The sequence below is a fragment of the Vibrio sp. Isolate33 genome, assembly GCF_022397895.1.
Taxonomy (GTDB): domain Bacteria; phylum Pseudomonadota; class Gammaproteobacteria; order Enterobacterales; family Vibrionaceae; genus Vibrio; species Vibrio pomeroyi.
In genome coordinates this window covers 95,796-122,257 of record NZ_JAKEUP010000005.1, presented here as the reverse complement: position 1 = coordinate 122,257, position 26,462 = coordinate 95,796, and the positions used below count along the sequence as shown (strand labels likewise).

Here is a 26,462-nt window from a genome sequence, read left to right as displayed (position 1 = left end):
CATGAATCATCGCCTTCTTTCAAATTTACTGCGACGCTCACCACTGGTTTTGTTAACAGTGGTGCTCGGTGGGTGTTTTGGGGAAGGCCCCGGTGACTTATTCGACGACTATCAAACTAAAGTAGCCAGAGTACAAGATGCTGACGAGATAAAAGATAACTGGGAATTTGAAAGCCTACCGAGAAAGCGAGAGCTGTTACTGGATGTCCCTTCGCTCTCTATCGGACTTATCGACAGCTACCAGCTTCGTCAATGTGGATTGTTCAACCTGATTGCCGAAAGGAACTCAGTACTCGGAAAAGTCGCGGACGAGTTCCGAAATTATGACTATCAAGTCGCTCTACTGGAAGGTGTGGGTCAATGTTTAGCTAATAACGAGTTAGACCCAGAGATCGTAGAACTACTAAAAGAAATTGAACAACAGAAACTCGCACAGTTTCCGCTACATCGATGGAATCTCATCTATGCCAGTGATGCTATGCAGTCGCAAATGCGGGGGAGTCAGTGGTTACGTGCTGATATTGGCGATCAAGTGAGACAGACAAGTGACGCCCTAGAACATATCAATCAAGCGTTAAACACATCGCTCGTTTCGGGCAAAACCATTGAGGTTCAAGAAGTACTGGAGAAGAGTTCTACGCTTGGAGATTTGTACTACTCGCTCGCTCGAGCCTCGGTTGAGCTTGATACCATCACCAAACAACTCACAACTTTTGATGCCAACATCATCTGCGGGAAACAACGAGACACCACTAAGTTTCGTTACCTCAACAATGTGTTCGAACAACAGTATATTGGTAAGGTTCAGCCTTACATGGCGCAACTGGATGGCTACTACCAGCAGTTAGCATCGCAGCTTGCTATATTTGATGCTCAGCCAGAACTTCACAGCTACTACTTTCCAATCAAAGACACACATGAAGCCTTTCGCGCATCAACGCGCCGCCATGTGGATTACTGGCAGCAGTTGTTCAAGCGCTGCGGACGCAAGGTGGGGCGTTAACCCCTCTACCGATAAGACTAGCTCTTAGTGCCCTTTTTAGCGGAAATACCTTTCTTTGCATACGAACCATTCTTAGCATACGACCCGTTCTTGGTATAAGACTTCTTCGCACCACCGCCTTTGCGACGTTTAAACGCTGGTCTCTCGACTTTAGGAAGGTGGCGGAGTGATTCAGGAACCTCTCCAGTTTTTACCTTACCCATCAAACCATCTATCTTGCTTTCCAGCGCTTGCATAAAAGGTTGGTATGCTTGATTTCGTTCTGCCATACCTTGCAACTGGTGCTCCCAGTGCGCTGTCATGTCAGGAAAGGTCGAATCCTCAGGTAAGGCATGAATCAAGCCTCTACCAGCAGGGCTACTATGTATACTTTTACCTTGACGCGTTAGCAACTGCCTTTTAAATAGCGTATCGAGAATGCCCGCACGAGTTGCTTCTGTTCCAAGGCCGTCGGTCTCTTTCAAAATGGCTTTCAAGTCTTTGTTCGCGACAAAGCGCGCGATACCCGTCATCGCTTGCAGCAATGTCGCTTCTGTAAAGTGTTTTGGCGGTTCGGTTTTCTTATCACCAATGATACCTTCACGACAGGTCAGCACAGTCCCTTTATCCAGCGGTGGAACCGTATCCGTTCCATCACCTTTCTCTTCGGTGTCTGTTTTACCCATCAACACTTTCCAGCCGGGGTTAATAAGCTGACGCCCTTTCGCAATGAACACGCCACCAGCGATATCAAAAACCAACTTAGCATCCGCAAAAACAGCCGGTGGGTAGAACTGCATCAGATACTGGCGGGCGATTTGTTGATAGATTTTCATCTCATTGGCAGACAAACCATTTACCGATGATTTCTTCGGAGTAGGAATAATCGCGTGGTGAGCATCAACCTTGCTATCGTTCCATGCTTTTGATTTCAGTGAAAGATCCGCGCCTTGAGCACCACTTTGCAGCTCTTTCGCATTGTTAGCGATGGCGTCTACGATCGACTCTCGCTGCGAGTAGTGTTCTTTAGGAAGATAACGGCTATCAGAACGTGGGTATGTAATGAGTTTGTGCTTCTCATATAAAGACTGACAGGTGTCTAATACCTGTTGAGCACTCATGCCAAAACGTTTAGATGCATCAATCTGCAACGCAGACAACGAATAAGGAAGCGGCGCGGCTTGTTTGCTTTGCTTCTGCTCTGACTCTGTGACGGTTGCAGGTTGGTTCGCGATTCGCTGAGCGACGTTTTCAACCAACTTTCGATTGAGCACACGGCCCTCTTCATCTTGCCACGGCTTACATGCTTCGCTTGGTTTCCAACGAGCACGAATATCAAAGCTCTGACCGTTATTTTGATAAGGAATCAAAGCATGCAGAGTGAAATAATCTTTAGGAATGAAGTTTTCGATCTCTTCATCACGCCTCACCACCAAGCCAAGTACTGGAGTCTGCACTCGCCCTACCGACAATACACCTTGGTAACCCGCCTTTTGACCAAGCAAGGTATAAGCGCGAGTCATGTTCATGCCATACAACCAATCGGCTCTAGAGCGCGCTAATGCTGAAATAGAAAGTGGGATAAAGTCACGGTTGCTGCGCATTTGAGAAAGTGCACGTTTTACGGCAGGTAGATTTAAGTCACTGATCAATAGCCTGTCCATCGACTCTTTCTTAGCCTTAGAGACTTTGCAGTAATCGATCACTTCATCAACCAGCAACTGCCCTTCTCTATCCGGGTCTCCGGCGTGAACAATTTGAGTGGCGTCCTTCAATAGCTTTCGAATCACCGTGAGCTGTTTGCTCGATGTCTTGCGTGGTCTTAGCTGCCATTGCTCTGGCACAATAGGAAGATCGGCCAAGTTCCACTTCTTATAACGGTCGTCATAAGCGTCTGGCTCAACCTGCTCCAATAAGTGTCCAATACACCAAGTCACCACATCCCCATTGCCACATTTGATAAACCCTTGGTCTTTCTTTTGTGGATTAGGCAGTGCAGCGGCGATCGCGCGGCCGAGGCTTGGTTTTTCAGCAATAATAAGGCGAGACATGTTTTTCCAGATGCTACAAACAATTAGAGCCACATTATCTAATGTGGCCCTAATAAATCAAGAAAAACTGGTTGTTTATACAGTTAGCATTCCACTATTCAGCTTCAGTGTTCTTTATAAGAACTCAACGAACTTAGCGAAGTCGCGCTCTGGTACTTTCATCGGTGTACAGCCCGGAGTACCTAGGTATAGGAAACCAACGATCTCATCGTCACCTTCTAGGCCAAATGCTTGGTGCACTTCTGGATGGAACATCCACTTACCTGAACGCCAAAAACCTTGGAAGCCTTGAGCGACAGCTGCCATTTGCATTGCTTGCGCCGCGCAACCTGCAGAAAGGTGTTGTTCAATCGCTGGTACTTTCTCGTGCTCAGTCACTTTAGCAATCACGGTGATCACCATAGGTGCTCGAAACGGTGCCTTTTTCACTTTCTCAATGACCGCTTCTTCGCTTTCATCCGCTTCAGCGGCACGAACCAAGATATCAGATAGCTTCTGTAGCCCTGAACCTTGCGCGATAACAAAGCGCCAAGGTGTTAACGCACCGTGGTCAGGAGCACGTAAGCCCGCTTTGATGATGTTTTCCAACGCTACACCTTCAGGTGCCGGATCAGAGAGTTTTGCGATAGAGCGTCTGTTGAGCAATAGATCCAAAGCATCCATTTGAAGTCCTTACTATTTCTTTATTATTTGTATACTTGAACTTTAGCACAGAATACAAACGATAATAAATCTCAACCACCGCCCATTTAGGTTAGATTAGAGACAATAAAGGCTCCTAAATCTATGACTTAGGAGCCTTGTTCAAAATCTAACTCAGCAAACTAAATAACAATATCTTCCGATAACATTATAGCTTGATAGTTGATTCTATAACTTAATCGCTAGCTCAACACCTTGACGGATAGCACGTACTGCATCCAGCTCACCGGCATAATCGGCACCGCCTATCACGTGCAGTTTGCCACCAAACTCTTGCCACATATCTTCGAATGGTCGAACCGATACCTGACCTGCACACACGATGACGGAATCGGCATCAAGTACCTGATCTTGCTTGCCAACGCTGATATGCAGACCTTGGTCATCAATCTTGTTGTAGCTCACGCCACCCAGTAGATTCACACCACGTTTTTCTAGTGTGCGTTTGTGAATCCAGCCCGTTGTTTTACCCGGACCTTTACCAACACGACCCGCTTTACGCTGCATCACCCACACCGTTTTATCGCTGAATGAATCAGGGTAAGGGTAAAGTCCGCCTGGGTGTTCCATATTTTTATCAATGCCCCACTCATGCAGCCAATCGTCTAGGCTGTGTGACGTCGGCTCAGTCAGCATGGTTGCCACATCGACACCGATACCACCAGCACCAACAATCGCAACCTTTTCGCCTACTGGTGTCTTTTCGCGAATCAAGGTTTGGTAATCGACCACGTTTTCTTGGTCAATGCCCTCAATATCGAGCTTTCTTGGCTCTACACCGGCCGCCATGACGACTTCATCGTACTTCAACAACATTTCAAACGTCGCTTCGGTATCCAGCTTCAAATTCACACCCGATGCGTCGATTTGGTTGGCAAAATAACGAATCGTTTCTCTGAACTCTTCTTTGCCCGGGATCTGCATTGCCAGTCTGAACTGTCCGCCGATACGGTCATTCTTCTCAATCAAGTCAACCTTATGTCCACGCTGCGCTAACGTTGTCGCACAAGCTAAACCTGCAGGGCCTGCGCCGACTACCGCAATGGTCTTAGTCGCTTGCGCTGGTTGAACAACAATTTCGGTTTCGTAACACGCGCGTGGGTTAACCAAACAGCTCGCGCGTTTACCTTTAAACACGTTATCTAAACAAGCTTGGTTACAACCGATACAGGTATTGATGAACTGAGCTTGGTCTTGAGCTGCTTTGTTGACGAAGTCAGGGTCAGCCAAGAAAGGACGAGCCATAGACACCATATCAGCCTGCCCAGAGCTAAGAATACGTTCTGCTTCTTCTGGTGTATTGATACGGTTACAAGTGATCACAGGAATAGAAACGTGCGGTTTAACTTTTTCAGTTACCCATGAGAACGCACCACGCGGTACTTGTGTCGCGATGGTCGGAATACGTGCTTCATGCCAACCGATACCCGTATTGATAATGGTCACGCCGGCTTCTTCAAGCTTTTGAGCCAATAGAACAACATCTTCAAAGGTGCTGCCTTGCTCTACCAAATCCAGCATCGACAGACGGAAAATAATAATGAAGTCGTCGCCCACTGCTTCGCGAATCGATTTAACAATCTCCAGCGGGAAACGCATACGTTTCTCATAAGAACCGCCCCATTCGTCGTAACGCATATTGGTTCGCTTACAGATGAATTGGTTAATCAAGTAACCTTCAGATCCCATGATTTCAATGCCGTCGTAACCCGCGACTTGAGCGAGTTCAGCACTGTTGGCAAAGGCACCAATGGTCTTTTTGATTTGACGAGGGCTCATCTCACTCGGAGCGAACTTAGCGATAGGCGCTTTAATGCCGGAAGCACTTTGCGCGAATGGGTGCATCGCATAACGACCTGCATGCAATAGTTGAAGCGCAATTTTACCGCCGTGCTTGTGGACGGCTTCAGTAACAACTTGGTGCGCTTTAGCGTGCTTTACTTTACTGAATTCAGCACTGAATGGGGTTAATCTGCCACGTAAATTAGGAGAGAAACCACCGGTAACAATAAGACCAACGCCTCCTTTTGCTCGCTCTTCATAAAACGCGGCGAGTTTGTGTAGACCTTCTTTATTTTCTTCTAAACCTGTGTGCATTGATCCCATCAATACACGATTACGTAACTGAGTAAATCCAAGATCGAGTGGTTCAAGTAAATGTGGGTACATGGCAGACATCACTTCTATTATTTTATCCTTGTGGTCTGACCACAGTATAGTTCAATTACCAAAAGTTCAAACAGCTGTTTACATTTTTGTAACACCGATCATAATGCAGAGCGTATTAATCGTTCAGAAGCCCTAGGGGCTGTTGACCTTTCGAGCTGGGTTTTGCAGCATCTTGTGGGAAATTTATACAAGGAAGAGGCTTTGACGTGTAGCTGGCCTACATGAAAAGCCGATAACGCAGTAGAAATGAACCACAAGGGCTGCCCGAAGGGTTCGGCTAAAATCGTTTTATGCTTTGTTGAAGAGTATTTGCTTAGAATGGCTAGGCTACATACTCTTCGCCGCGCCTAAAACGATTTTATCTCGAACAAAACTTAACCACGAAAGGTCAAAAGCCCCTAATCTGTCTACACTTAATGAGAATATATATCGATTAACAATTCTTGGTGTAGTTTGAGCTTGGGAATTATCGTAGGATACTAAGCAGTTCATATTATTGAGATTAATGGTACTACGGCTTGTTAAAGCGACGTGATCTCACTGCGGAGACAGAATGAAAAAAATATTCAAATTTATAGGCATGATCTTTAAAGGGATTTGGAAGCTCATTACGTTTGTGCGTCTTGCGCTTGTTAACATCATCTTCTTACTCAGTATTGCCATCATCTACTTTGTGTACTTTCACTCAGATACGGCTCAGCCGACTGTTCCACAGCAATCTGCTTTGGTGCTTAACCTTTCTGGTCCGATTGTAGAACAAAGCCGCTATATCAACCCGATGGATTCCGTGACAGGTTCACTGCTTGGCAAAGACCTTCCGAAAGAGAACGTTCTGTTTGATATCGTTGAAACGATTCGCTATGCCAAAGATGACGAGAACGTAACGGGCATTGTATTAGCGCTTAAAGAGCTACCAGAAACTAACCTGACCAAGCTTCGTTATATTGCCAAAGCACTGAATGAGTTTAAAGCAGCGGGTAAGCCGATTTATGCGGTAGGTGATTTTTACAACCAGAGCCAATACTACCTAGCCAGCTACGCGACCAAAGTATACTTATCGCCAGACGGTGGTGTGCTTCTTAAAGGCTACAGCGCTTACTCGCTTTACTACAAAACCTTATTAGAGAAACTAGACGTGAACACGCATGTGTTCCGTGTTGGTACTTATAAGTCTGCAATCGAACCTTTCATTCGTGATGACATGTCTGACGCAGCAAAAGAGTCCGCTTCTCGTTGGTTAGGCCAACTATGGGGTGCTTACGTTGATGATGTGAGCCACAACCGCCAAATCGACGCGAACACGCTGAACCCAAGTATGGACACTTTCTTGAAAGAGCTTGAGTCTGTCGATGGTGATATCGCGAAACTGGCCGAAAAACTAGGCTTAGTAGATGAGCTAGCAACCCGCCAACAAGTTCGACTAGAGCTTGCAGACGTGTTCGGCAGTGATGGTCAAGACAGCTACAACGCATTTGGTTACTACGAATACCGTACCACTATGCTTCCAGACATGAACACTGAATCACATGATGTTGCTGTGATTGTGGCAAGCGGTGCAATTATGGATGGCAAACAACCTCGCGGCACTGTTGGTGGTGATACGACTGCAGCGCTACTTCGCCAAGCTCGTAATGACGACAAAGTTAAAGCAGTTGTACTTCGTGTAGACAGCCCTGGTGGTAGTGCCTTTGCTTCTGAAGTTATTCGCAATGAAATCGAAGCGATCAAACAAGCGGGTAAACCTGTAGTGGTTTCTATGTCTAGCCTTGCGGCTTCTGGTGGTTACTGGATCTCAATGGGTGCAGACAAGATCTTAGCTCAACCGACCACACTAACAGGCTCGATAGGTATCTTCAGTGTTATCACGACCTTTGAGAAAGGCTTGAACGATATCGGCGTTTACACCGATGGCGTAGGCACGTCACCTTTCTCTGGCCTCGGTATCACTACTGGCTTAACTGATGGCGCTAAAGACGCTTTCCAAATGGGTATTGAAAATGGTTACCGCCGTTTCATCAGCTTGGTTGGAGAAAATCGCGGCATGGACGTTAACGCTGTCGACGAGATCGCTCAAGGCCGAGTATGGACTGGTCAAGATGCGATGCAGAAAGGCTTAGTCGATGAGATCGGTGACTTTGACGATGCGATTGCAGCAGCAGCTTCACTTGCAGAGCTTGAAAGCTACAACATTTACTGGGTAGAAAAGCCACTTTCAGCAACTGAACAATTTATTCAAGAATTTATGAACCAAGTTCAGATGTCGATTGGGCTAGATATTCAGTCAATGATTCCAAGCAGTTTACAGCCTGTTACGCAGCAGTTAGCTCAAGATAGCCAACTATTAGGCAACTTTAACGACCCACAAGGCCGTTACGCTTTCTGCCTAAACTGCCAAGTTCAATAAGTTAAACCAATAAGTCATAAACCAAGAGGCGCCTGTGTGTTAGGCGCCTCTTTTTATTGCATGATAATTCGCTATAATCGCCCACCTGTTCCCTACATCACACTAAGTATTAATCGCCATGGAAAGAAAACACATCTATATCGCGTACACCGGCGGCACAATTGGCATGCAAAAGTCTATTGACCACGGTTATGTTCCAGTCGCAGGTTTCATGGATAAGCAGCTTGCTGGCATGCCTGAGTTCCATCGCCCAGAGATGCCTGAATACACCATTCATGAATACTCTCCATTAATGGATTCGTCAGATATGACGCCGTTGGATTGGCAGACTATCGCTGATGATATTCGCGCGAACTACGATAAGTACGATGGTTTCGTTATCCTGCATGGTACTGACACAATGGCCTACACCGCGTCTGCGCTGTCGTTCATGTTAGAAAACCTTGGCAAACCAGTGATTGTAACCGGCTCTCAGATCCCTCTGGCAGAGCTACGTTCAGACGGACAAGCAAACCTGCTGAATGCACTGCACATTGCGGCTAACTACCCAATCAATGAAGTGACACTGTTCTTCAACAACAAGTTGATGCGTGGTAACCGCAGCACCAAATCTCACGCAGATGGCTTCAACGCGTTTACATCTCCAAACCTAAATCCATTGCTAGAAGCGGGTATCAACATCCAAATTAGCAATAACGTTGTGGTAAATGAGCAACCTAAAGGTGCGTTCAAGGTTCATAACATTACTCCGCAACCTATCGGCGTAATCACTATGTATCCTGGTATCTCACATGAAGTGATCCGTAACACGTTACTACAGCCTGTTAACGCAATGATTCTGCTTACTTTTGGTGTTGGCAATGCGCCACAAAATCCAGAATTACTTCAACACCTAAAAGACGCATCTGAGCGCGGTGTGATTGTAGTGAACTTAACCCAGTGTTTGGCGGGTAAAGTGAACATGGGTGGTTACGCAACGGGCTGTGCACTTGCAGAAGCTGGCGTTGTTAGCGGCTATGATATGACACCAGAAGCGGCACTGGCGAAGTTACACTACCTATTAAGCCAGAACCTAAGCTACGAAGAAGTGAAGACTCAGATGCAACAAGTGTTGCGTGGTGAGATGAGCTTATAAGCCTTCGCTTAAATGCGAATAAACAGAACGCTTGAATGCGAATAAAACTGTTTAACGTGAACTAAATCGTTTTACTGCTTATAAATAAACGGCTTAACAGTAAAAGGGGTGGCACATTGCCACCCCTTTGTTGTAATTTAAGCTTAATGATTCGGGTTAACCCTAACAATATCTTCTTGGTCTGACTTAAACTGTTTCTTGAGTTCAGACTTAGATTTAAAGCTAATCTCACCACCAGCTGCAATTGTCATGTGCTGAGCTTCAGAGTTATGTTTAGATTGGTATAACATAACCGCCTGCATACACGAGTCGCGCTGTTCTTTTGAGAGCGCCGTACCTTCTGGCCATTTACCCGTCTCAACTGCGTAAGTTAAACGTTCGTAGACCTCGGGTGTCATTGCGCTAAGAAGTTGTTCTGCATCCATGGTAGAGCCTTAGTTTTAACAATTTTCACCAGAAAATAACCCGTAACAGAATTGAGTCAAGAACCTGACCGAAAATAAGTGTATTTGATCACAAGTGAAGGAATATGAAAATAATGAAATGGTTGGCGATGAGCCTATTGCCTTTCACTCTGGTTGGGTGTCTTGAAGGGAACAAAAATACCGATCAACTGTGCCAAAGTAATCCTGGGCTTCAGTGCGAACAACTGAACATGAACGATGGGCAATGTCGTGTCGCACGTACCGACTTAATCTGGCATCGTTTTGAAGTTCAAAAGCAACCTACCGAAATCAACAAGATTAAAGAGTTCGAGTTAGTCACGGCTTATAAAAAGTGCCTAGAGCTTGCTGCACAGATTGAAACGATTGACCAATCTAAACTGCAAGAACGCCGCTTTACCTCTTTGATGCACAGTATTGAAGAATCTGAACGCATTGTTGAAGAGCTCGCTCAATCAGACACGCCTGAAACACTCTACTTTTTGTGGTCGCAAACAGGCGATACCAACGCAAGGCGCAGTTTCTTACAGTTAGAAGGAACGGAGGCATTAAACACGGCAGATATGCAATACGCCCTAGCCACCTTCTATACCACCAGAGATCATACTAAAACACTTAAACTGCTTAATAATGCTTTAACTTTGTCGAGCAACTCAGCCGTCAATACTGAGATCTTTAAGTCGATGGCCAGCATCAACCATAGTTTGGGTCATATGGAAAAAGCGTATGTCTGGGCGATGGTTGCCAAAGAGTTTGATGTGCCGATTGCATCAGAAACGGAACTGGCCGTTCTCTATCGTTTTGAAGATTCAAAATACAAACAGTTAAATAAAGACGCCGACAAAATTGTCGAAGCCATTGAGGATGGGGTCTACAGCCCAGCGATCGTCCCGAGTTATTGATCGCACCGTCTATATACATAAAAAAACAGCTACCATGATGGTAGCTGTTTTTATTTGTACTAGAGTTAACTCTGAAATTCTGAAGTCTTGGGCAATTCAGTATTATTCGATCGGCAAATGCGACCTGTAAGGATTAAACAATAGTTACAAGTTATTTCGTACTTTTGTCATTTTTGTTGAAAATTAACGACACTGAATTAACACAGAAACGTTCACCGGTTGTCTTCGGTCCATCAGGAAAAACGTGACCTAAATGGCTATCACAAGCGGTACAACGGATCTCTACACGCTTCATTCCGTGACTTAGATCCTCTATATAGCGTACTGCTTCGTCATTAACTGGTGCATCAAAGCTAGGCCAACCGCACCCAGAGTCGTATTTGTTGTCCGACAGAAACAAAGGACTTTCGCAACATGTACAGCTATAGACACCAGTATCTTGGTTGTGCAGTAACTTACCGCTATATGGGGCTTCAGTACCACGTTGACGACACACTGCAAACTCGTCGTCTGATAGGCGTTCACGCCAGTATTCATCAGGCTTTATCATATTTCCTCCCTTTTGAATCACGTTAATATCTCTCCACATTCTCATTTATTATATTTACTTTTTTCTATAAAGGCTTGCATATGAGTCGTTTTGTAGCACATACTTTCTCACTAGAAAACATTGTACATATACACTCATAAGTGAATCATCATTTAGGGGTATTTTACCCAACTGGAAGGGTACAGAGCCACTCGCAATGGTCAATTTTCAACCACTTACACCCAATTGTTAAGAAAAGCGTCGCTTTTTTTTGACATTAAACAAGTTAAGTCGGATTATCTATTGCAGATGTATACTGGATTCTGTAATTTTACTACCAGTTATCTTTAATCAGAAATTAAGTTGTGGAGCAACTACAATGACTATCAAAGTAGGTATTAATGGTTTTGGCCGTATCGGTCGTTTCGTATTCCGTGCAGCGCAAGAGCGCAATGACATCGAAGTTGTTGGTATCAACGACCTTATCGACGTTGAATACATGGCATACATGCTTAAGTACGACTCAACTCACGGCCGTTTCAACGGTACTGTTGAAGTTGAAGGCGGTAACCTAATCGTTAACGGTAAAACTGTACGTGTTACAGCTGAGCGTAACCCAGAAGAACTTAAGTGGGACGCAATCAACGTAGACGTTGTTGCTGAAGCTACTGGTCTTTTCCTAACTGACGAGACTGCACGTAAGCACATCACTGCTGGTGCTAAGAAAGTTGTTCTTACTGGTCCTTCTAAAGATGCAACTCCAATGTTCGTAATGGGCGTTAACCAAGCATCTTACGCTGGTCAAGACATCGTTTCTAACGCTTCTTGTACTACTAACTGTCTTGCACCTATCGCTAAAGTACTTAACGATAAGTGGGGCATTGAGTCTGGTCTTATGACTACAGTTCACGCTACTACAGCAACTCAAAAAACTGTAGATGGCCCTTCTGCTAAAGACTGGCGCGGTGGCCGTGGTGCTTCTCAAAACATCATCCCATCTTCAACTGGTGCTGCTAAAGCTGTAGGCGTTGTTCTTCCAGAACTAAACGGCCTTCTAACTGGTATGGCTTTCCGTGTACCAACTGCTAACGTATCTGTAGTTGACCTAACAGTTAACCTAAAAGAAGCTGCATCTTACGAAGAAATTTGTGCTGCAATGAAAGAAGCTTCTGAAGGCGAAATGGCTGGCGTTCTAGGTTACACAGAAGACCAAGTTGTTTCTCAAGACTTCATCGGCGAAACTCAAACTTCAGTATTCGATGCTAAAGCTGGTGTTGCTCTAACTGACAAATTCGTTAAAGTTGTATCTTGGTACGACAACGAAATCGGTTACTCAAACAAAGTTCTAGACCTAATCGCTCACATCTCTAAGTAATTTCTTTTTAGAAATAGCTTTAGATAAGCATTAGCGAAGACTGTTTTGAGCAGACTTTGAAAAAGGCGACCTTAGTGTCGCCTTTTTAATACCTGCTATCTTTTAAACCGCGTCTATCTAAGTTCATCGAGATAGCCCAAACGCAAAATTCAATTCTAATACTGACTCAGCTTGTTACTCATGAAAGCACAAGCACCGCTCTAGTCAGCATTTGAATTCAATTTCCTTAGAAGGATCATGTAATGGATTTATCAACTCTACCTGCACTGGCTGTACTTTCTGACAATGTCACTATCGTTGAACACGAAGGTGTAAAACTGGTTCGCGTTATCCACGATAAAGCAAACGCAGCGATTTCACTGTTTGGCGGCCATGTTGTGTCGTTCCAACCGCAAGGCCAAGAAGACCTTATTTGGATGAGCCAACAAGCTAAATTCGATGGAAAAACAGCACTGCGCGGTGGTATTCCAGTATGTTGGCCTTGGTTTGGCCGCATTGCAGCTCCTGCACATGGCTTTGCTCGCTCAAGCGAATGGCAATTAGTTGAGCACCGCGAAAGCGAAGCTGGTGTGATCGTAAGCTTAGGTCTTAAGCCTAGCGAAGAGACGCTGGCAGTATGGCCTCATCAGTTCGATGCGCGTTTAAATGTTGAGATTGGCGATGAGCTGAAAGTAACATTAGATGTGAAGAACACAGATTCTCAACCATGGACTTTCTCTGGGGCGCTGCACACTTACCTAAACGTTGGCGATATCCACAATACAACGACCACAGGTATGGGTGCTGAGTACATCGATAGCCTACAAGGTGGCAAAATCTGCCAAGGTGGTGCTGAGCTTGTGCTAACCGATACGATTGACCGTGTTTACACTCAGCCAGAAGCGCAAATCTTTGTTGCTGACAAGAAGCTGGATCGTACTTTAACGGTTGAAAACCACGGCCATAACTCTGCCGTACTGTGGAACCCGTGGGCAGAAGGCGCGGCTAGTATGGGTGATATGCAAGACGATGGTTACCTAACAATGCTATGTGTTGAATCAACACTGCATGCACCAAGCCTAGAAGCAGGCAAAACGTTACAGCCAGGGGAAAGCCACCAGCTGATTACGGTGATTGCCGCTCAGTAACCGGTTCGGTAAGTAGCTCAGTAAGCTACTCAGTAACCAATTAAGCACAATAAAACACATTAAAGGCTGGTTAATCCCGGCCTTTTTTATAGCTGAGTACCTGGTTCCATACGATTAGAACTATCGCGTGCTTAATGGCAAGGCTTAACTCTTTGAATATTGAACTAACGTTTCTTTATAGAGTAACAACAGCGCCGTGTCGTCCACTTTGACACCTACTTTTTGTGCAGGGGCCGAACTCCATTCATCGTTCATATAGCTACGTTGATCGCTTTTTTGAATCGTCATACCTTCCGCAGGGCCATCCGTGACAACTCTAACCGCACCACTTCGACATTCAAACAAAGAAGGTTGGATGACATAAGCAATCGCTGATGGATCGTGCACGTGACAGCCTTCCATTCCTACTTTTTCTGAATAGAACTTCAAATAGTAACGACTAACATCCCAAATGAACTGTCCCACCTCACCTGCTTCGTCTCGCAGATCATCAAGGTATTGGCGAGTAAAAAAACTCTCTTCAGTAACATCAAGACCGATAATCACAACAGGCCATGAAGCTGTAAATACCTTGTCGGCTGCATGAGGGTCATCGTGTATATTCGCTTCGGCAAATGGAGTCACATTACCTCTGTGGTCATTTTCACCAAAGGCCCCGCCCATAATGACCACTTCCTTTACTAAGTCGACGATTTCAGGGGCAGCTTCCAACGCCAGAGCAAGGTTAGTGAGAGGCCCAACGGCCACGAGTGTAATCTCTCCCGGTTCAGCTCGAACACTGTCGATAATGAACTGATAAGCCGGCTTTTCAATCGCTGTAACCTCTAGCGAACTTGGTGCTTTAACATCACCAAACCCTGCTTCGCCATGCACCACAACCGTAGCTCCAACAGGATCTCTAACTAAGGGCTTGTCAGTACCCTTTGCTACAAGTGCCTTCATACCAAACTTCTGCTTCAAATAGAGCGCGTTCTGGGTACCATTGTCTATCGTCGCATTACCATAAACCGTAGTAATGCCCATTAGCTCAATCTCAGGGTGAGCCTCTGCAAATAGGATGGCCATTGCATCATCGATGCCCGGATCTGTATCTAGGATGATTTTCTTTGTCATATCAGCTTCTAATTAAACAGTAGGGAAAGGTAGACGATACCCAGAAAAATCGGAGATAAACGTGACCTAAACCTAAGCTATGATTTTTATTATGATAAGCCGTAAAATCACCACTCTAATGACTGGTCTTCTTGGCTTTTTTATTTAGCCTGATGCTGAGCTTTTTGATAGAATCTGCGCCCAACTATATGCCTCTGAGATCGTCATGACTTACCAATGCCCTTTGTGTCACCAACCTTTATCTCAACACGATCGTACGTTTAAGTGTGAAAAGAACCATCAGTTCGACCTAGCGAAAGAAGGCTATGTCAATTTGATGCCAGCACACCACAAACGCTCAAAAGATCCTGGTGACAACAAAGAGATGATGCAGGCACGTCGTCGCTTCCTTGAAGGTAACCATTACGATCCAATGCGCCAAGCAGTCGTTGGCTTATGCTCTAGCTACCTGCCAGACACAGATCCTAGCCTGTTGGACATTGGCTGTGGCGAAGGGTATTACACCAACGAAATCGCGTTGAACCTTCAAAATAAAAACGGCGCGATTTTTGGCCTAGATATTTCTAAGATTGCTATCAAATACGCCGCTAAGCGCTACCCTGCTGTCGACTTCTCAGTTGCCTCTAGTCATCGCCTACCCTTTGCTGAAAACAGCTTAGACGGAATCCTGCGCATTTACGCGCCATGCAAGGCTGAAGAGCTGCAACGTACCATCAAAGACAATGGCGTCGTGATCACCGTGACACCAGCCAGTCGACACCTATACCAGCTGCGTGATGCGATTTATGATGGCGTTCGCTTACATGACGAAGATCCAGAAGTGATCGAAGGTTTTACGCTTGAGCACCAAGAACAACTAAACTATATGATGGAACTATCGGGGTCAGATGCATTCGACCTGCTACAGATGACGCCGTTTGCTTGGAAAGCGACTGACGAGTTTAAACAACAACTCACCGAAGCTGAGCAATTCAACTGTGAAGCGGACTTTATGCTGAGAGTGTATCGCAAACAGATTTAACTGATATTGATTATCGTTTGCATTGAAATGTTATCTTGCCTCCTTTAATATGCGTGTTCTTCAAGGAGGCATTTCATGCAACGTATTATTCTTATCGGATTAGCTACCCTGCTCACGGCTTGTGCTAATCAACCTACAAACAGCACTTCTCAACAAGTGGCTAACACGCAAACGGAAACCGTTTCCACATTCTATGATTACCAGTTTGCTTCTCCACAAGGTGAAACGCTTTCTCTCAATGCTTTACCTGAGCAGCTGATTGACGCTGATGTGATTCTGATTGGCGAATGGCACACTCACTCGGCAATTCATCGTTTCCAAACCGACTTCTTAAAAGCGCGCCGCAACGCAACATCAAACATTGCGCTTTCAATGGAACAATTCACTCGAGAACATCAAGACACGCTAAACCAATACTTAAACGGTGAAATTGGTGAGCAAGTGCTTATCTCCAAGGCAGCTGCTTGGCCAAATTACGAAAGTGATTACCGCGCACTGGTTGAGTTTGCTAAAACAAATGATTTAGATGTTATCGCAGCAAACGCACCAAAGCCTTTCGTTCAGTGTATTGGCCGTAAGGGATTACCTTACCTAGAGCAACTTTCTTCAGAACAACGAGATTGGGTTGCGACTGAGGTTAATATTGGCGATAGCCCTTACAAAGAAAAGTTCATGGCTTCCATGCATCACGGTACGCCAGAGCAAACAGAAAAGCAGTTTGCCGCTCAGGTTACGTGGGACGAGACCATGGCTGAATCAATCGTTGATTACTTAGCATCGAACCCAAATAAACAGGTAATTCATGTAGCGGGTAAGTTCCACACAGAAGGTGGTTTAGGCACAGCGGCTTCGATTCTACGTCGTAACCCTGATCTAAAAGTGGTAGTTATCAGCCCGGTTGCTGAGTTCTCATCGGATACTACTGATTACCAACTAAAAGTACTTTCTCCACCGGCGCGCTTTGTTCAGAAAGAGAACCGCATGAAGGCATACAAACACCTATCTAAGCGTGGCGCCGATCTTAAGTGCGATTAAACTCGCGATTCAGACTTAAGCTTATTTAAGTTTAAGTCTGACACCTTAAGAATTTGCTCAAAAACGCTCCAAGACAAATATAAATATCGGCATAGGAATTGCTTAAATACCAAGCAGTTTTGATTAAGCAGAAGAAAATGTAATGTGCGAATAAAAAACATCACTATCGATGATTAATTGCACAAGTTTTTCACACCTCTGCCGATACTATATTTAAGGATAGGTAAGGAGAGCGATATGACGCCAGTAGGAACGAGTAACACTCAGCTGTATTCACCTTCGCAAATGAACACACAAACCAAGAGTACCGAAGCTGAAAAGCCCGCCCCTCTTAAGGTTGAGCAAAATACCGTTAAGCTCTCTGATGAGGGTAAAGCCCTATTATCTGCTCTTAAAGAAATCGATAAAGAAGCGAAGAAAATCGAAGCAGAAAACGAAACCGTGACCGATAAGGTTGAATCATTTGCTCACGGTGCATTAGGTATGGATCACCCAGATAAGATTGAAGAAGAAGACGATGGTTCTTATTCAGCAGGGCAATACCTGTCCGCAGCGGCAACCGTTGGTGGCATTCTTCTCGCTCTGATTTAACGTTACCCTCGCTCTACACTATCCCTTCCACTGCCCTCTTTTGCATTGGCACTTCACGCCTTGCCTATTACTTTTTGCCAAAAGCAATTTGTCGTCACGACAATAGACCCGATTTGTTCTAAAAAACGAGTTCACTTCATAATTCCTCTCTCATTTTAATGGAATAATACTCGTGAAAAACACTTTTGAGCTTATTGATAAGCCAACCTTCTTTGGTGCTATTGCACTCCTACTCACGATAGTTTTCCCGCTCATTTTGTTCCCGACTCAGGGCGCAGACTGGATTGCGGTTGCGAAAACATTCATGACTGATCAACTAGGATTTCTATATCTTGCGCTAGGTCTCGCGGCTTGTGCATTTATGGTTTACGTTGTGTTCAGTGATATGGGACAGATTAAACTGGGCGAAGCTGATGAAGAGCCTGAATTCAAAACTGCATCATGGGCAGCAATGCTATTTTGTGGTGGTATCGGTGCAAGTATCCTGTACTGGGGCTGTATTGAGTGGGCTTACTACTACCAATCACCTCCTTTCCAACTAGAGCCGGGCAGTGAAGAAGCGGTTCGTTGGGCTGCTACTTATGGTTTGTTCCACTGGGGACCAATTGCTTGGTCTATCTACCTAATCCCTGCAATTCCTATTGCTTACTTTTTCTATGTACGTAAACAGCCTGTTCTAAAGATCTCTAGCGCGTTAATGCCGGTTCTTGGTGAGCACCGCAGTAAAGGCGTACCTGGAAAAATCGTCGATATCCTATTCATTTTCGGTCTACTTGGCGGCGCAGCAACAACATTAGGTTTAGCTGCTCCTCTTATTACTGAAGGTCTGAATCACCTATTCGGTCTACCTAAAAACAACCTAACACAAGTGATGGTGCTTTTAGTTTGTACTGCGATTTTTGCTTACTCTTCTTATGCTGGATTGGAAAAAGGCATCAAGATTCTAAGTAATATCAACTTTTGGGGTGCGATGGGTCTATTGGTTTTCGTACTCATTGCGGGTCCAACTATTTTCATGCTTGAAACCGGCCTAGATTCAATTGGTCGTCTACTGTCTAACTTCTTCGTGATGGCGACATGGGCGGAACCATTTGGTGGCTACGGTACATTTGAAAACACCCACTTCCCGCAAGACTGGACAATTTTCTACTGGGCATGGTGGCTAGTATTTGCACCGAGTATGGGTCTGTTTGTTGCGCGTATTTCTCGCGGCAGAACCATCAAACAAATGGTATCAGGCTCTATCTTCTTCGGTTCACTGGGTTGTTTCTTATTCTTCATGATTCTAGGTAACTACGGCTTATCACTTCAGCTTTCTGGTGAGCTAGATGTGGTTGCTATCCTGAATGCAGAAGGCGCAACCAAAGCAATCTTCTCGATGCTAGCGCAGTTGCCGATGAGCACTCTAGTTATCGCAGTATTCACTTTGCTTTGTATCATTTTTACAGCAACGACGTTTGACTCTATCTCATACATCCTTGCGTCTGTGGTTCAAAATAATGTCACTGAAGAACCAATGCGTTGGAACCGTATGTTCTGGGCATTCACTCTGTCGTTCTTACCAACGATTCTGATGTTCTTGGGTGGCCTAAGTACGCTACAAACTGCAGCAATTGTTGGTGGTTTACCGCTATTGGCTATCTCTGTGATGCTGATGATCTCTGCAGTTCGTGCAACTAACCTCGACCTGCGCCATCAAGACGCATACATCGAACCAACGATTAACATCGAAGAACTACCAGACATGGATCCATGGTCTGCAGAAGGTATGGCGTTGGCTCAATTTGAGAAAGAAAGAGATGCTGCACAAGAAGCCGCAGAACTTGAGCGTGTTGCTTACACAGAACTTGCCGCAGTGAAAAAAGAAATTCGCGCTTATGTGTTAGAGCAAGGTTCGCAAATGGAAACTCACGAGTTACCAGAGAACCTACAACAAGCACTTGAGCAGGCCGAGAGTAATCTTAGTGCCGCACAAGCGAAAAAGATCGAGTTATCTGAGCAAGCTCAGAATGCTCGTATCACGTTCAATCAGGTGGTTGCAGACTTACCGCTTGCTTGACATTAGCCATGACGCAGTCCATTGATTTGGACCCTCCTAAATACGACAAAGGCTCACAGAAATGTGAGCCTTTTTTTATTCAGGTCATTTGCTAACAATAAGCAACTAACGGTTTGGGTGGTTTAATATGTGGTCTTCCCAATCAACAACATCAATTTCGTATACCACTTTGTTACGAACGCTTTCACCTGCTGCATGCATCTCTGTTTTTGATCCGGTGATCAATGGGTGCCACTCAGGAATCGGCTTAGATTCTGATAGTAGGCGGTAAGCACAAGTGTCTGGTAACCAGTGAAACTCATCGATCTTGTCACGAGTTAGCTTCAAACACTCTTCACCTGAAGTGAAGCGGTTTGGGTAATCTTTACACGAACATGTTTTGTCGTTTAACCAGCTACACGCCACATTGGTGTAGTACACTTCATCGCTATCTTCATCCATTAGCTTGTGTAGGCAACACTTACCACAACCGTCACACAGTGATTCCCACTCATTCTCGGTCATCTGCTCTAGTGTTTTTTCTTGCCAAAATGGATTCGTCATAGGATTACTTCTTACTCTTTTACTGGGGTGCGTGTTATACCGCTAGCCCATAAAAAGTTCAAGGATAATAATTGTTCATTCTTTGATCCAATCAATAGCTGTCACTCCCATTATTTTTTGCTACTATCGCGCCCCCTGTTATTTAGTGAGTTTAATTTGATGGAATGTCGTTTAGGTTGTGGAGCTTGTTGTATCGCTCCAAGTATTACATCTGCTATTCCTGGAATGCCTAATGGCAAGCCTGCTGGCGTGCGTTGCATTCAATTAAATGAACAAGATCTGTGTAAGTTATTCGGTCAAGCTTCACGCCCGAAAGTGTGTCACCAGTTCAAAGCCTGCCCTGTTATTTGTGGTAAGACCGACCAAGAAGCCCTTGATAATCTGATCGAATTAGAAGCAATTACCTAAGCGTATTTACCCTTTTCTACCTCCTATATGCCCAAGATTTCACAAAGTTGCGAAATCTAAACTATCTTGTTGATACTGGTACAGATTAATAAGGATCGTTATGAATAGGTATATCGCAGAAATGTTTGGTACGTTTTGGTTGGTGTTAGGTGGTTGTGGTAGTGCTGTCTTAGCCGCTGCTTTTCCCGATGTCGGTATTGGCTTACTCGGAGTCTCTCTTGCCTTTGGTTTAACCGTGCTCACCATGGCTTTTGCTATTGGCCACATATCCGGTTGTCACCTCAACCCCGCGGTTACTATCGGCCTTTGGAGTGGCGGGCGCTTTGATGCCAAAGATGTCGCACCTTATATTATTGCCCAAGTGATTGGCGGTATTATCGCAGGTGGCGTGTTATTTGTGATTGCTTCAGGCCAAGCTGGCTTTGATGCTGCGGCGTCAGGATTTGCTTCCAATGGTTATGGTGAACACTCACCGGGCGGCTACTCGCTCACAGCAGCTCTCGTTTGTGAAGTGGTCATGACCATGGTGTTCCTATTCGTGATTATGGGCGCGACAGATTCAAAAGCACCTGCTGGGTTTGCTCCTATCGCAATCGGTCTCTGTTTAACCTTAATCCACCTTATCAGTATCCCTGTAACGAATACGTCTGTGAACCCCGCTCGAAGTACTGGCGTGGCTGTGTTTGTCGGTGATTGGGCTGTTTCTCAACTATGGCTATTCTGGGTTGCACCGATTATTGGTGCCGTGATTGGCGCTATGATATACAAAGCCGTTCGTGGTCAGGATTAGTACGTAACTAAACCTATTATAATCAGTTAAGTAGAATAGATTTAGGCTACTTAACTGATTACGTCTTCTAATGAAGTATAAGCCTCCATCCCGCATGTCAATAATATCACCTCTATCATGCTGAAATGCAGTTACCATTAGATATAAAGCTCTAATTTTACACTATTAAAATAGAATTATTATCCTAAATTACAAACTTCAAAACACCCCTACAAACCCTACTCAATGTTGTATATATCTCTTTAGTATTCAAATACATATGAAATGAGTTATTACAATAACAAAACCAAAAAAGCTAATAAAAACAAAAGATTACTACTATTATTCCGCTCGACCGCAGTGGTCGATATAACTAAAATTATCGGAATATTACAGTGAAAAAAACAATTATAGCGCTAAGCACTTTAGCATTAGCTTCAACTTCAGTTTCTGCATTTGATCTTAACCCAGAGTTTTTTGTTGGTGGTGGTGTTGGTTATCACCATGCAAAATTTGAAAGTAAATACTCTGAAGTTTACGAGAGTGATAGTTGGTCAGGTAAAGAGTCGAATACAGCAAAAGGAGCGGCTTTCAGCGTACGCACAGGCGCTTACTTAACACCAAACCATCGTGTAACGTTAACTGCAAACTTTACAGGTGACAATGAGCTTTACTCAGACAGTGATGAATATGGGAAATATACTGAAAACCTAAAGCAGTCAGAATACCTAGCATCATACGATTACTTACACTACCTGAATGCTGAGTTTGCACTATTTGCAGGTGCTACAGCAGGTGTTGTACAAAACACTTTGACGTTTGAAGACAAATACAACGGGGAAACTTCAAAAGATAAATACAAAGAAACTGACTTCACATATGGCCTTCAGGTAGGCGCTCAATACAAGATCAATGCAAACTGGTCTGCAGATCTTCAATACCGTCATATGTTTGAATCAACCTCAGTTTCTCAATCAGAGTCTTGGGACAACGGTTACTACAAAGACACGCATACAGTGAAAAACCACGGTGAATTAACGTTGAGCGTAGATTACCGTTTCTAATTTCCGCTAATGCTTCGCCCTAGAATAAGAAAAGCCGCTCAAATGAGCGGCTTTTTTAGATCTTATGACGACCGAGTAAGGAGTGCGAAAGCGTGGTGCCATCCACCAGCTCTAGCTCACCACCAACGGGAACACCATGAGCGATACGGCTTGCGTTCACTTCATGGGCATTACATAGCTCAGCAATGTAGTGCGCTGTCGCTTCCCCTTCAACTGTCGGGTTGGTCGCTAGGATTACTTCAGAGATATCACCACGGCGTAAGCGGTAGTCCAGAACATCGAGACCGATATCACTTGGACCAATACCATCAAGTGGTGAAAGGTGACCCATAAGCACAAAGTAACGACCAGAATATTGGCCTGTTGCTTCGATAGCTGCAATGTCTGCTGGGCTCTCTACTACACAGATTTGACCATTTTCCTGACGTTTAGGATTGGTACAAATGTGGCAGGTATCTTCTTCAGTAAAAGTACGGCACTCATTACAGTGACCAATTTCGGTCATTGCTTGGCTAAGAGCTTCAGCCAACTGTAGGCCGCCTTTTCTATCGCGCTGTAACAAATGAAAGGCCATACGCTGCGCCGACTTAGGGCCAACCCCAGGTAGACAACGTAAGGCCTCCATCAAATGCTCCAGCATATGACTGGTACGCATATTTAACCGTTCTAATTTTCAAGTAACGGTTTACTCAAGATAAACCGCAGCTTGAATAAACCCCTAGAAATAGTTTCTTAGAAAGGCATCTTCATACCTGGTGGAAGTTGCATTCCGCCAGTTACGCTAGCCATTTTCTCTTTTTGAGTTTCTTCAACGCGACGAGCCGCATCGTTGAAAGCAGCAGCGATAAGATCTTCAAGCATCTCTTTATCGTCTTCCATTAGGCTTTCATCGATATCAACACGGCGAACGCTGTGGCTACCAGTGATCGTTACTTTTACAAGGCCAGCACCTGACTCACCTGTAACTTCCATATTTGCGATTTCTTCTTGAAGCTTTTGCATGCGCTCTTGCATTTGCTGGGCTTGCTTCATCATGTTGCCCATACCGCCTTTACCAAACATGTTAATACTCTCTGGTCTAATTGGTTTATTAAAATTAATTAAGCTATACGAGCTTAAATGGGGGTTAAGCCAGTGCGATTCAACCCCTCGATGTTCAGTTCTCAGATTTGCTTATCTGGGATGATATGCAAGTCACTAAACGAGAAAGTACTCTAGATAGGACGAACGCTGTCTCTGTCGAGTTCTGCAGCAAAACGTCTTTCGATAAACTGTACGTTGGCATCGTTTTCCAAACTGGTAAACGCGTCTTTCAACTTACCTTGGTACAACCTTTCTCGTAATTCTAGTGGCGTTTCTCCACCATCACCGATTTCAACACTCAAATGACACTCTTCTCCGAGCACAGTATTGAGCGACTGTAATAACTCGCTCTGTGCACGGTCCGTATTCAAGTGAGCTTGGCTCGCTCTTAACGTTAAAGTGATTGATGTGTCGTTTTTAGCAAACACTGAGTTCAATGCTAACTGTTCAACAAGCTTGGCTGTCTCTAGCTTTTGAATCGTGGCAGACCATTCATCTTGAGCAATCGATTCTTGAAGCAATTTATCGACCATTTCTGGTGTCTTAATATGCTCTAACGCACGCTTGATCTGAGTAGGTGTAAGCTCTTTGCTCACCTCTTTCACTACAGGTTTAGACGGTTTCCAGCGATAAGGTTCATTATCATTGGTTACCTTTTCTGCAGAAGAGGCAGATAAAGAAGCTGGCGACACCCGCTCAGAGCCACCGTGTTGCTGAGCAACTCGGTCAAGAACTGAAGTTTTAGCTGGTGTCGCTTTAGCCTTTTTTGGCGCTGAACCTTTGTTTTCCGGTGCTGCGCTGCCTCTGCGTTGAGAACGCAATTGGTGGCGTAAACCACTGACAGGCGAAGCCGGACGTTCTGATTGTCCTTGCGGAGCAGCAGAAGCAGGTGGCGCTGAAGGTGCAGCGTTTTGTGTCTGAGCCGGCGCTTGATTCTGATAATTCGATTGTTGAGGCTGCTCTGCACCGTAGCCAGGACGTTCGTCATAAGTTGGTGGCGCATCATACTGACTTTGCGGGTAATCCTGCTCAGGGTAACCTTGGTTGCCTGAATGGTCAGCGTAACCTTGCGAATCTGAATACTGTGCTGGATTCTGCTGCTGCGGAACCTGTTGTACCGATTGCTGCTGCATAGCTTGCTGTTGAGGCGCCTCTTGTTGCATCTGAGGCTGTCTCGGAGCTGCCATTGGTGCAGGTTGGCTCACAGGTTGAGCAACGCTCTGAGCTTGAGCTGCTGGTGCAGGAGCAGTGCTTGTCGACTGAGTCGAGATTGCTGTTGCAACCGTTTGTTCAGTAGGTCTAAAGGCCAACATGCGTAAAACTACCATCTCAATACCAACACGAGCGGTTGGCGACAACGGTAAGTCTTCACGACCTTTCAACACGATCTGGTAGCAAAGCTGAATGTCTTGAGGGCTTAGTGCCTTGCTCAACAGTTCTAGCTTCTCAGCATCCGGCTGTGTTTTATCTAATGTTGACGGCAGAGCTTGGAACATCGCCAAACGATGCAGTTGAGTCGCAAGCTGATTCAACAAACCATCCCACTCTACACCATTCTCAGCAAGGTTTTGAATACAGGCCATTGCCACTTGAGGCTGCTTACTGCTGATCGCTTCAAGCAAGTGAATGGCTTGGTCGGTGTCTAGCGTACCGAGCATGTGAGCCACGGTGTCTGTCACGACATTACCGTTGCCTAATGCGATAGCTTGATCCGTTAAACTCAGAGCATCACGCATACTGCCGTCAGCAGCATGAGCGATCATCCCAAGCGCACGAGATTCAGACGTCACACTCTCTTGTTCAAGAATGTGGTCAAGCTGTTCGTGAATATTATCAACGCTGATCGGCTTAAGATGAAACTGCAGACAACGCGACAAAATCGTCACAGGAAGCTTTTGTGGATCGGTCGTTGCGAGCAAGAATTTCACATACTCAGGCGGCTCTTCTAACGTTTTTAGAAGCGCGTTGAAACTGTGCCTAGAAAGCATGTGTACTTCATCGATAAGGTAAACCTTGAAGCGACCACGTGCTGGCTTGTACTGAACATTGTCCAGAAGCTCGCGGGTATCTTCTACCTTTGTACGTGATGCCGCATCGATCTCTAGCAGGTCAACAAAGCGACCTTCGTCGATCTCTTTACAGGTTGCACATTCACCACAAGGGGTTGAGGTAATGCCTGTTTCACAGTTGAGTCCCTTAGCAAACAAACGGCCGATGGTTGTTTTACCAACACCTCGTGTACCGCTGAACAGGTATGCATGGTGCAACCTATTCTGGCTAAGGGCATTCTCTAATGCTGTTAAAACATGGGCTTGACCAACCACTTCTTTGAATTTGGTTGGTCGCCATTTTCGCGCTAACGCAAGATAGCTCATGAATAATTCCGAAAAGGATTAGTGACCGTCGAATTCGCAGATGCTAAACACTTCTAGACCTAAGCCTTGTAAGCGCTTGTCACCACCGATTTCTGGAAGGTTAATAACAAATGCAGCGTGTTCTACCACACCACCTAGCTGACGAATCAACTTTGTTGTTGCTTCAATCGTACCGCCCGTTGCTAGCAAATCATCAACCATCAACACTTTGTCGCCTTCAACGATAGCGTCAGTATGAATTTCTAGTGTATCTGTGCCGTACTCAAGTTCATAAGATTGTGCCACAGTTTCACGAGGCAGTTTGCCAGGTTTACGAACAGGAATGAAACCAACACCTAGCTCTAGTGCCAAAGGCGCACCAAATAAGAAACCACGAGCTTCAGTACCAACGATCTTAGTAAAGCCCATGTCCTTGTATGTTTCCGCTAACAAGTCGATTGTCGCTTTGTAAGCCGCTGGGTCTTCCATCAAGCTTGTTACGTCACGGAACAAAATACCCGCTTTAGGGTAATCAGGAATGCTTTTGATGCTTGCTTTGATCAGAGAGATTTTTTCTGTGTTCATAATCTTATGCACTTCATT

24 protein-coding genes are annotated in these 26,462 nt (G+C 45.0%); 13 read left to right on the top strand and 11 right to left on the bottom strand.

Annotated features, from left to right (window positions below):
* The first annotated feature begins 1 nt into the window (after position 1).
* On the top strand, positions 2 to 1,003 hold the full coding sequence (locus tag L1D37_RS10500) for a DUF3080 domain-containing protein (protein WP_239847873.1): 1,002 nt from the start codon (positions 2 to 4) through the stop codon (positions 1,001 to 1,003).
* Between the two features lie 17 nt (positions 1,004 to 1,020).
* Here the strand turns inward: L1D37_RS10500 and L1D37_RS10495 are convergent, their stop codons facing one another.
* From L1D37_RS10495 to L1D37_RS10485, 3 genes are all read right to left on the bottom strand, one after another.
* The gene (locus L1D37_RS10495; RefSeq protein ID WP_239847872.1) at positions 1,021 to 3,033 is read right to left on the bottom strand and encodes a DNA topoisomerase III; all 2,013 of its coding nucleotides are present in this window, start codon (positions 3,031 to 3,033) and stop codon (positions 1,021 to 1,023) included.
* Positions 3,034 to 3,147: 114 nt separating this feature from the next.
* A complete protein-coding gene (locus tag L1D37_RS10490; RefSeq protein ID WP_017631353.1) occupies positions 3,148 to 3,696 on the bottom strand; it encodes an NAD(P)H nitroreductase in 549 nt (182 codons plus the stop codon).
* 207 nt (positions 3,697 to 3,903) lie between these two features.
* Entirely contained in the window at positions 3,904 to 5,913 is a 2,010-nt protein-coding gene (locus L1D37_RS10485; RefSeq protein ID WP_185004406.1) for an NADPH-dependent 2,4-dienoyl-CoA reductase, read from the bottom strand.
* 544 nt (positions 5,914 to 6,457) lie between these two features.
* Here L1D37_RS10485 and sppA point away from each other — a divergent pair.
* On the top strand, positions 6,458 to 8,308 hold the full coding sequence (gene sppA / locus L1D37_RS10480) for a signal peptide peptidase SppA (protein ID WP_239847871.1): 1,851 nt from the start codon (positions 6,458 to 6,460) through the stop codon (positions 8,306 to 8,308).
* Between the two features lie 118 nt (positions 8,309 to 8,426).
* Positions 8,427 to 9,443 carry an asparaginase gene (ansA, locus tag L1D37_RS10475; protein ID WP_239847870.1) on the top strand — a complete coding sequence of 339 codons (1,017 nt, stop codon included), beginning with the start codon at positions 8,427 to 8,429 and terminating at the stop codon, positions 9,441 to 9,443.
* 143 nt (positions 9,444 to 9,586) lie between these two features.
* Here ansA and L1D37_RS10470 read toward each other — a convergent pair whose 3' ends face one another.
* A complete protein-coding gene (locus L1D37_RS10470) occupies positions 9,587 to 9,868 on the bottom strand; it encodes a DUF1315 family protein (protein ID WP_010437067.1) in 282 nt (93 codons plus the stop codon).
* 113 nt (positions 9,869 to 9,981) lie between these two features.
* Here L1D37_RS10470 and L1D37_RS10465 point away from each other — a divergent pair, with 113 nt between their 5' ends.
* The gene (locus L1D37_RS10465; RefSeq protein WP_239847923.1) at positions 9,982 to 10,788 is read left to right on the top strand and encodes a DUF2989 domain-containing protein; all 807 of its coding nucleotides are present in this window, start codon (positions 9,982 to 9,984) and stop codon (positions 10,786 to 10,788) included.
* A 151-nt stretch (positions 10,789 to 10,939) separates the two neighbouring features.
* On the opposite strand, the gene msrB is transcribed toward L1D37_RS10465, so the two are convergent.
* Positions 10,940 to 11,377: a peptide-methionine (R)-S-oxide reductase MsrB gene (msrB, locus tag L1D37_RS10460; protein WP_239847922.1), complete on the bottom strand. Its 438-nt coding sequence runs from the start codon at positions 11,375 to 11,377 to the stop codon at positions 10,940 to 10,942.
* A 319-nt stretch (positions 11,378 to 11,696) separates the two neighbouring features.
* On the opposite strand from msrB, the gene gap reads away from it, so the two are divergent.
* Positions 11,697 to 12,692 carry a type I glyceraldehyde-3-phosphate dehydrogenase gene (gene gap, locus L1D37_RS10455; protein ID WP_017630988.1) on the top strand — a complete coding sequence of 332 codons (996 nt, stop codon included), beginning with the start codon at positions 11,697 to 11,699 and terminating at the stop codon, positions 12,690 to 12,692.
* A gap of 242 nt (positions 12,693 to 12,934) precedes the next feature.
* Complete coding sequence (locus tag L1D37_RS10450; protein WP_239847869.1) at positions 12,935 to 13,819, top strand: D-hexose-6-phosphate mutarotase; 885 nt, start codon at positions 12,935 to 12,937, stop codon at positions 13,817 to 13,819.
* A 144-nt stretch (positions 13,820 to 13,963) separates the two neighbouring features.
* Here L1D37_RS10450 and L1D37_RS10445 read toward each other — a convergent pair whose 3' ends face one another.
* Positions 13,964 to 14,932, bottom strand: a complete 969-nt coding sequence (locus L1D37_RS10445; protein WP_239847868.1) for a nucleoside hydrolase — start codon at positions 14,930 to 14,932, stop codon at positions 13,964 to 13,966.
* Positions 14,933 to 15,137: 205 nt separating this feature from the next.
* Between L1D37_RS10445 and rlmA the strand changes: the two genes are divergently transcribed.
* The 4 genes from rlmA to L1D37_RS10425 all read left to right on the top strand — a co-directional run bounded on the left by rlmA (position 15,138) and on the right by L1D37_RS10425 (position 19,638).
* Complete coding sequence (gene rlmA / locus L1D37_RS10440; RefSeq protein WP_239847867.1) at positions 15,138 to 15,953, top strand: 23S rRNA (guanine(745)-N(1))-methyltransferase; 816 nt, start codon at positions 15,138 to 15,140, stop codon at positions 15,951 to 15,953.
* A 75-nt stretch (positions 15,954 to 16,028) separates the two neighbouring features.
* Complete coding sequence (locus L1D37_RS10435; RefSeq protein WP_239847866.1) at positions 16,029 to 16,988, top strand: ChaN family lipoprotein; 960 nt, start codon at positions 16,029 to 16,031, stop codon at positions 16,986 to 16,988.
* A 237-nt stretch (positions 16,989 to 17,225) separates the two neighbouring features.
* Positions 17,226 to 17,579, top strand: a complete 354-nt coding sequence (locus L1D37_RS10430) for a hypothetical protein (protein WP_017630993.1) — start codon at positions 17,226 to 17,228, stop codon at positions 17,577 to 17,579.
* Between the two features lie 172 nt (positions 17,580 to 17,751).
* On the top strand, positions 17,752 to 19,638 hold the full coding sequence (locus L1D37_RS10425; protein WP_239828828.1) for a BCCT family transporter: 1,887 nt from the start codon (positions 17,752 to 17,754) through the stop codon (positions 19,636 to 19,638).
* A gap of 105 nt (positions 19,639 to 19,743) precedes the next feature.
* On the opposite strand, the gene L1D37_RS10420 is transcribed toward L1D37_RS10425, so the two are convergent.
* The gene (locus L1D37_RS10420) at positions 19,744 to 20,181 is read right to left on the bottom strand and encodes a YcgN family cysteine cluster protein (RefSeq protein ID WP_017059388.1); all 438 of its coding nucleotides are present in this window, start codon (positions 20,179 to 20,181) and stop codon (positions 19,744 to 19,746) included.
* Between the two features lie 159 nt (positions 20,182 to 20,340).
* Between L1D37_RS10420 and L1D37_RS10415 the strand changes: the two genes are divergently transcribed.
* The 3 genes from L1D37_RS10415 (at position 20,341) to L1D37_RS10405 (ending at position 22,422) form a co-directional block, all read left to right on the top strand.
* Entirely contained in the window at positions 20,341 to 20,589 is a 249-nt protein-coding gene (locus tag L1D37_RS10415; protein WP_065677683.1) for a YkgJ family cysteine cluster protein, read from the top strand.
* 100 nt (positions 20,590 to 20,689) lie between these two features.
* Complete coding sequence (aqpZ, locus tag L1D37_RS10410; protein WP_239847865.1) at positions 20,690 to 21,379, top strand: aquaporin Z; 690 nt, start codon at positions 20,690 to 20,692, stop codon at positions 21,377 to 21,379.
* 374 nt (positions 21,380 to 21,753) lie between these two features.
* Positions 21,754 to 22,422 (top strand): outer membrane beta-barrel protein, encoded by a 669-nt coding sequence (locus L1D37_RS10405; protein ID WP_239847864.1) that lies wholly within the window; start codon positions 21,754 to 21,756, stop codon positions 22,420 to 22,422.
* A 55-nt stretch (positions 22,423 to 22,477) separates the two neighbouring features.
* On the opposite strand, the gene recR is transcribed toward L1D37_RS10405, so the two are convergent.
* The 4 genes from recR to apt form a co-directional block, all read right to left on the bottom strand.
* Complete coding sequence (recR, locus tag L1D37_RS10400) at positions 22,478 to 23,077, bottom strand: recombination mediator RecR (RefSeq protein WP_019823189.1); 600 nt, start codon at positions 23,075 to 23,077, stop codon at positions 22,478 to 22,480.
* 77 nt (positions 23,078 to 23,154) lie between these two features.
* Positions 23,155 to 23,484, bottom strand: coding sequence for a YbaB/EbfC family nucleoid-associated protein (locus tag L1D37_RS10395; protein ID WP_017062338.1), 330 nt, complete (start codon positions 23,482 to 23,484; stop codon positions 23,155 to 23,157).
* Positions 23,485 to 23,636: 152 nt separating this feature from the next.
* The gene (gene dnaX, locus L1D37_RS10390; protein ID WP_239847863.1) at positions 23,637 to 25,880 is read right to left on the bottom strand and encodes a DNA polymerase III subunit gamma/tau; all 2,244 of its coding nucleotides are present in this window, start codon (positions 25,878 to 25,880) and stop codon (positions 23,637 to 23,639) included.
* A gap of 18 nt (positions 25,881 to 25,898) precedes the next feature.
* Positions 25,899 to 26,444: an adenine phosphoribosyltransferase gene (gene apt / locus L1D37_RS10385; protein ID WP_019823185.1), complete on the bottom strand. Its 546-nt coding sequence runs from the start codon at positions 26,442 to 26,444 to the stop codon at positions 25,899 to 25,901.
* Between the last annotated feature and the right edge of the window lie 18 nt (positions 26,445 to 26,462).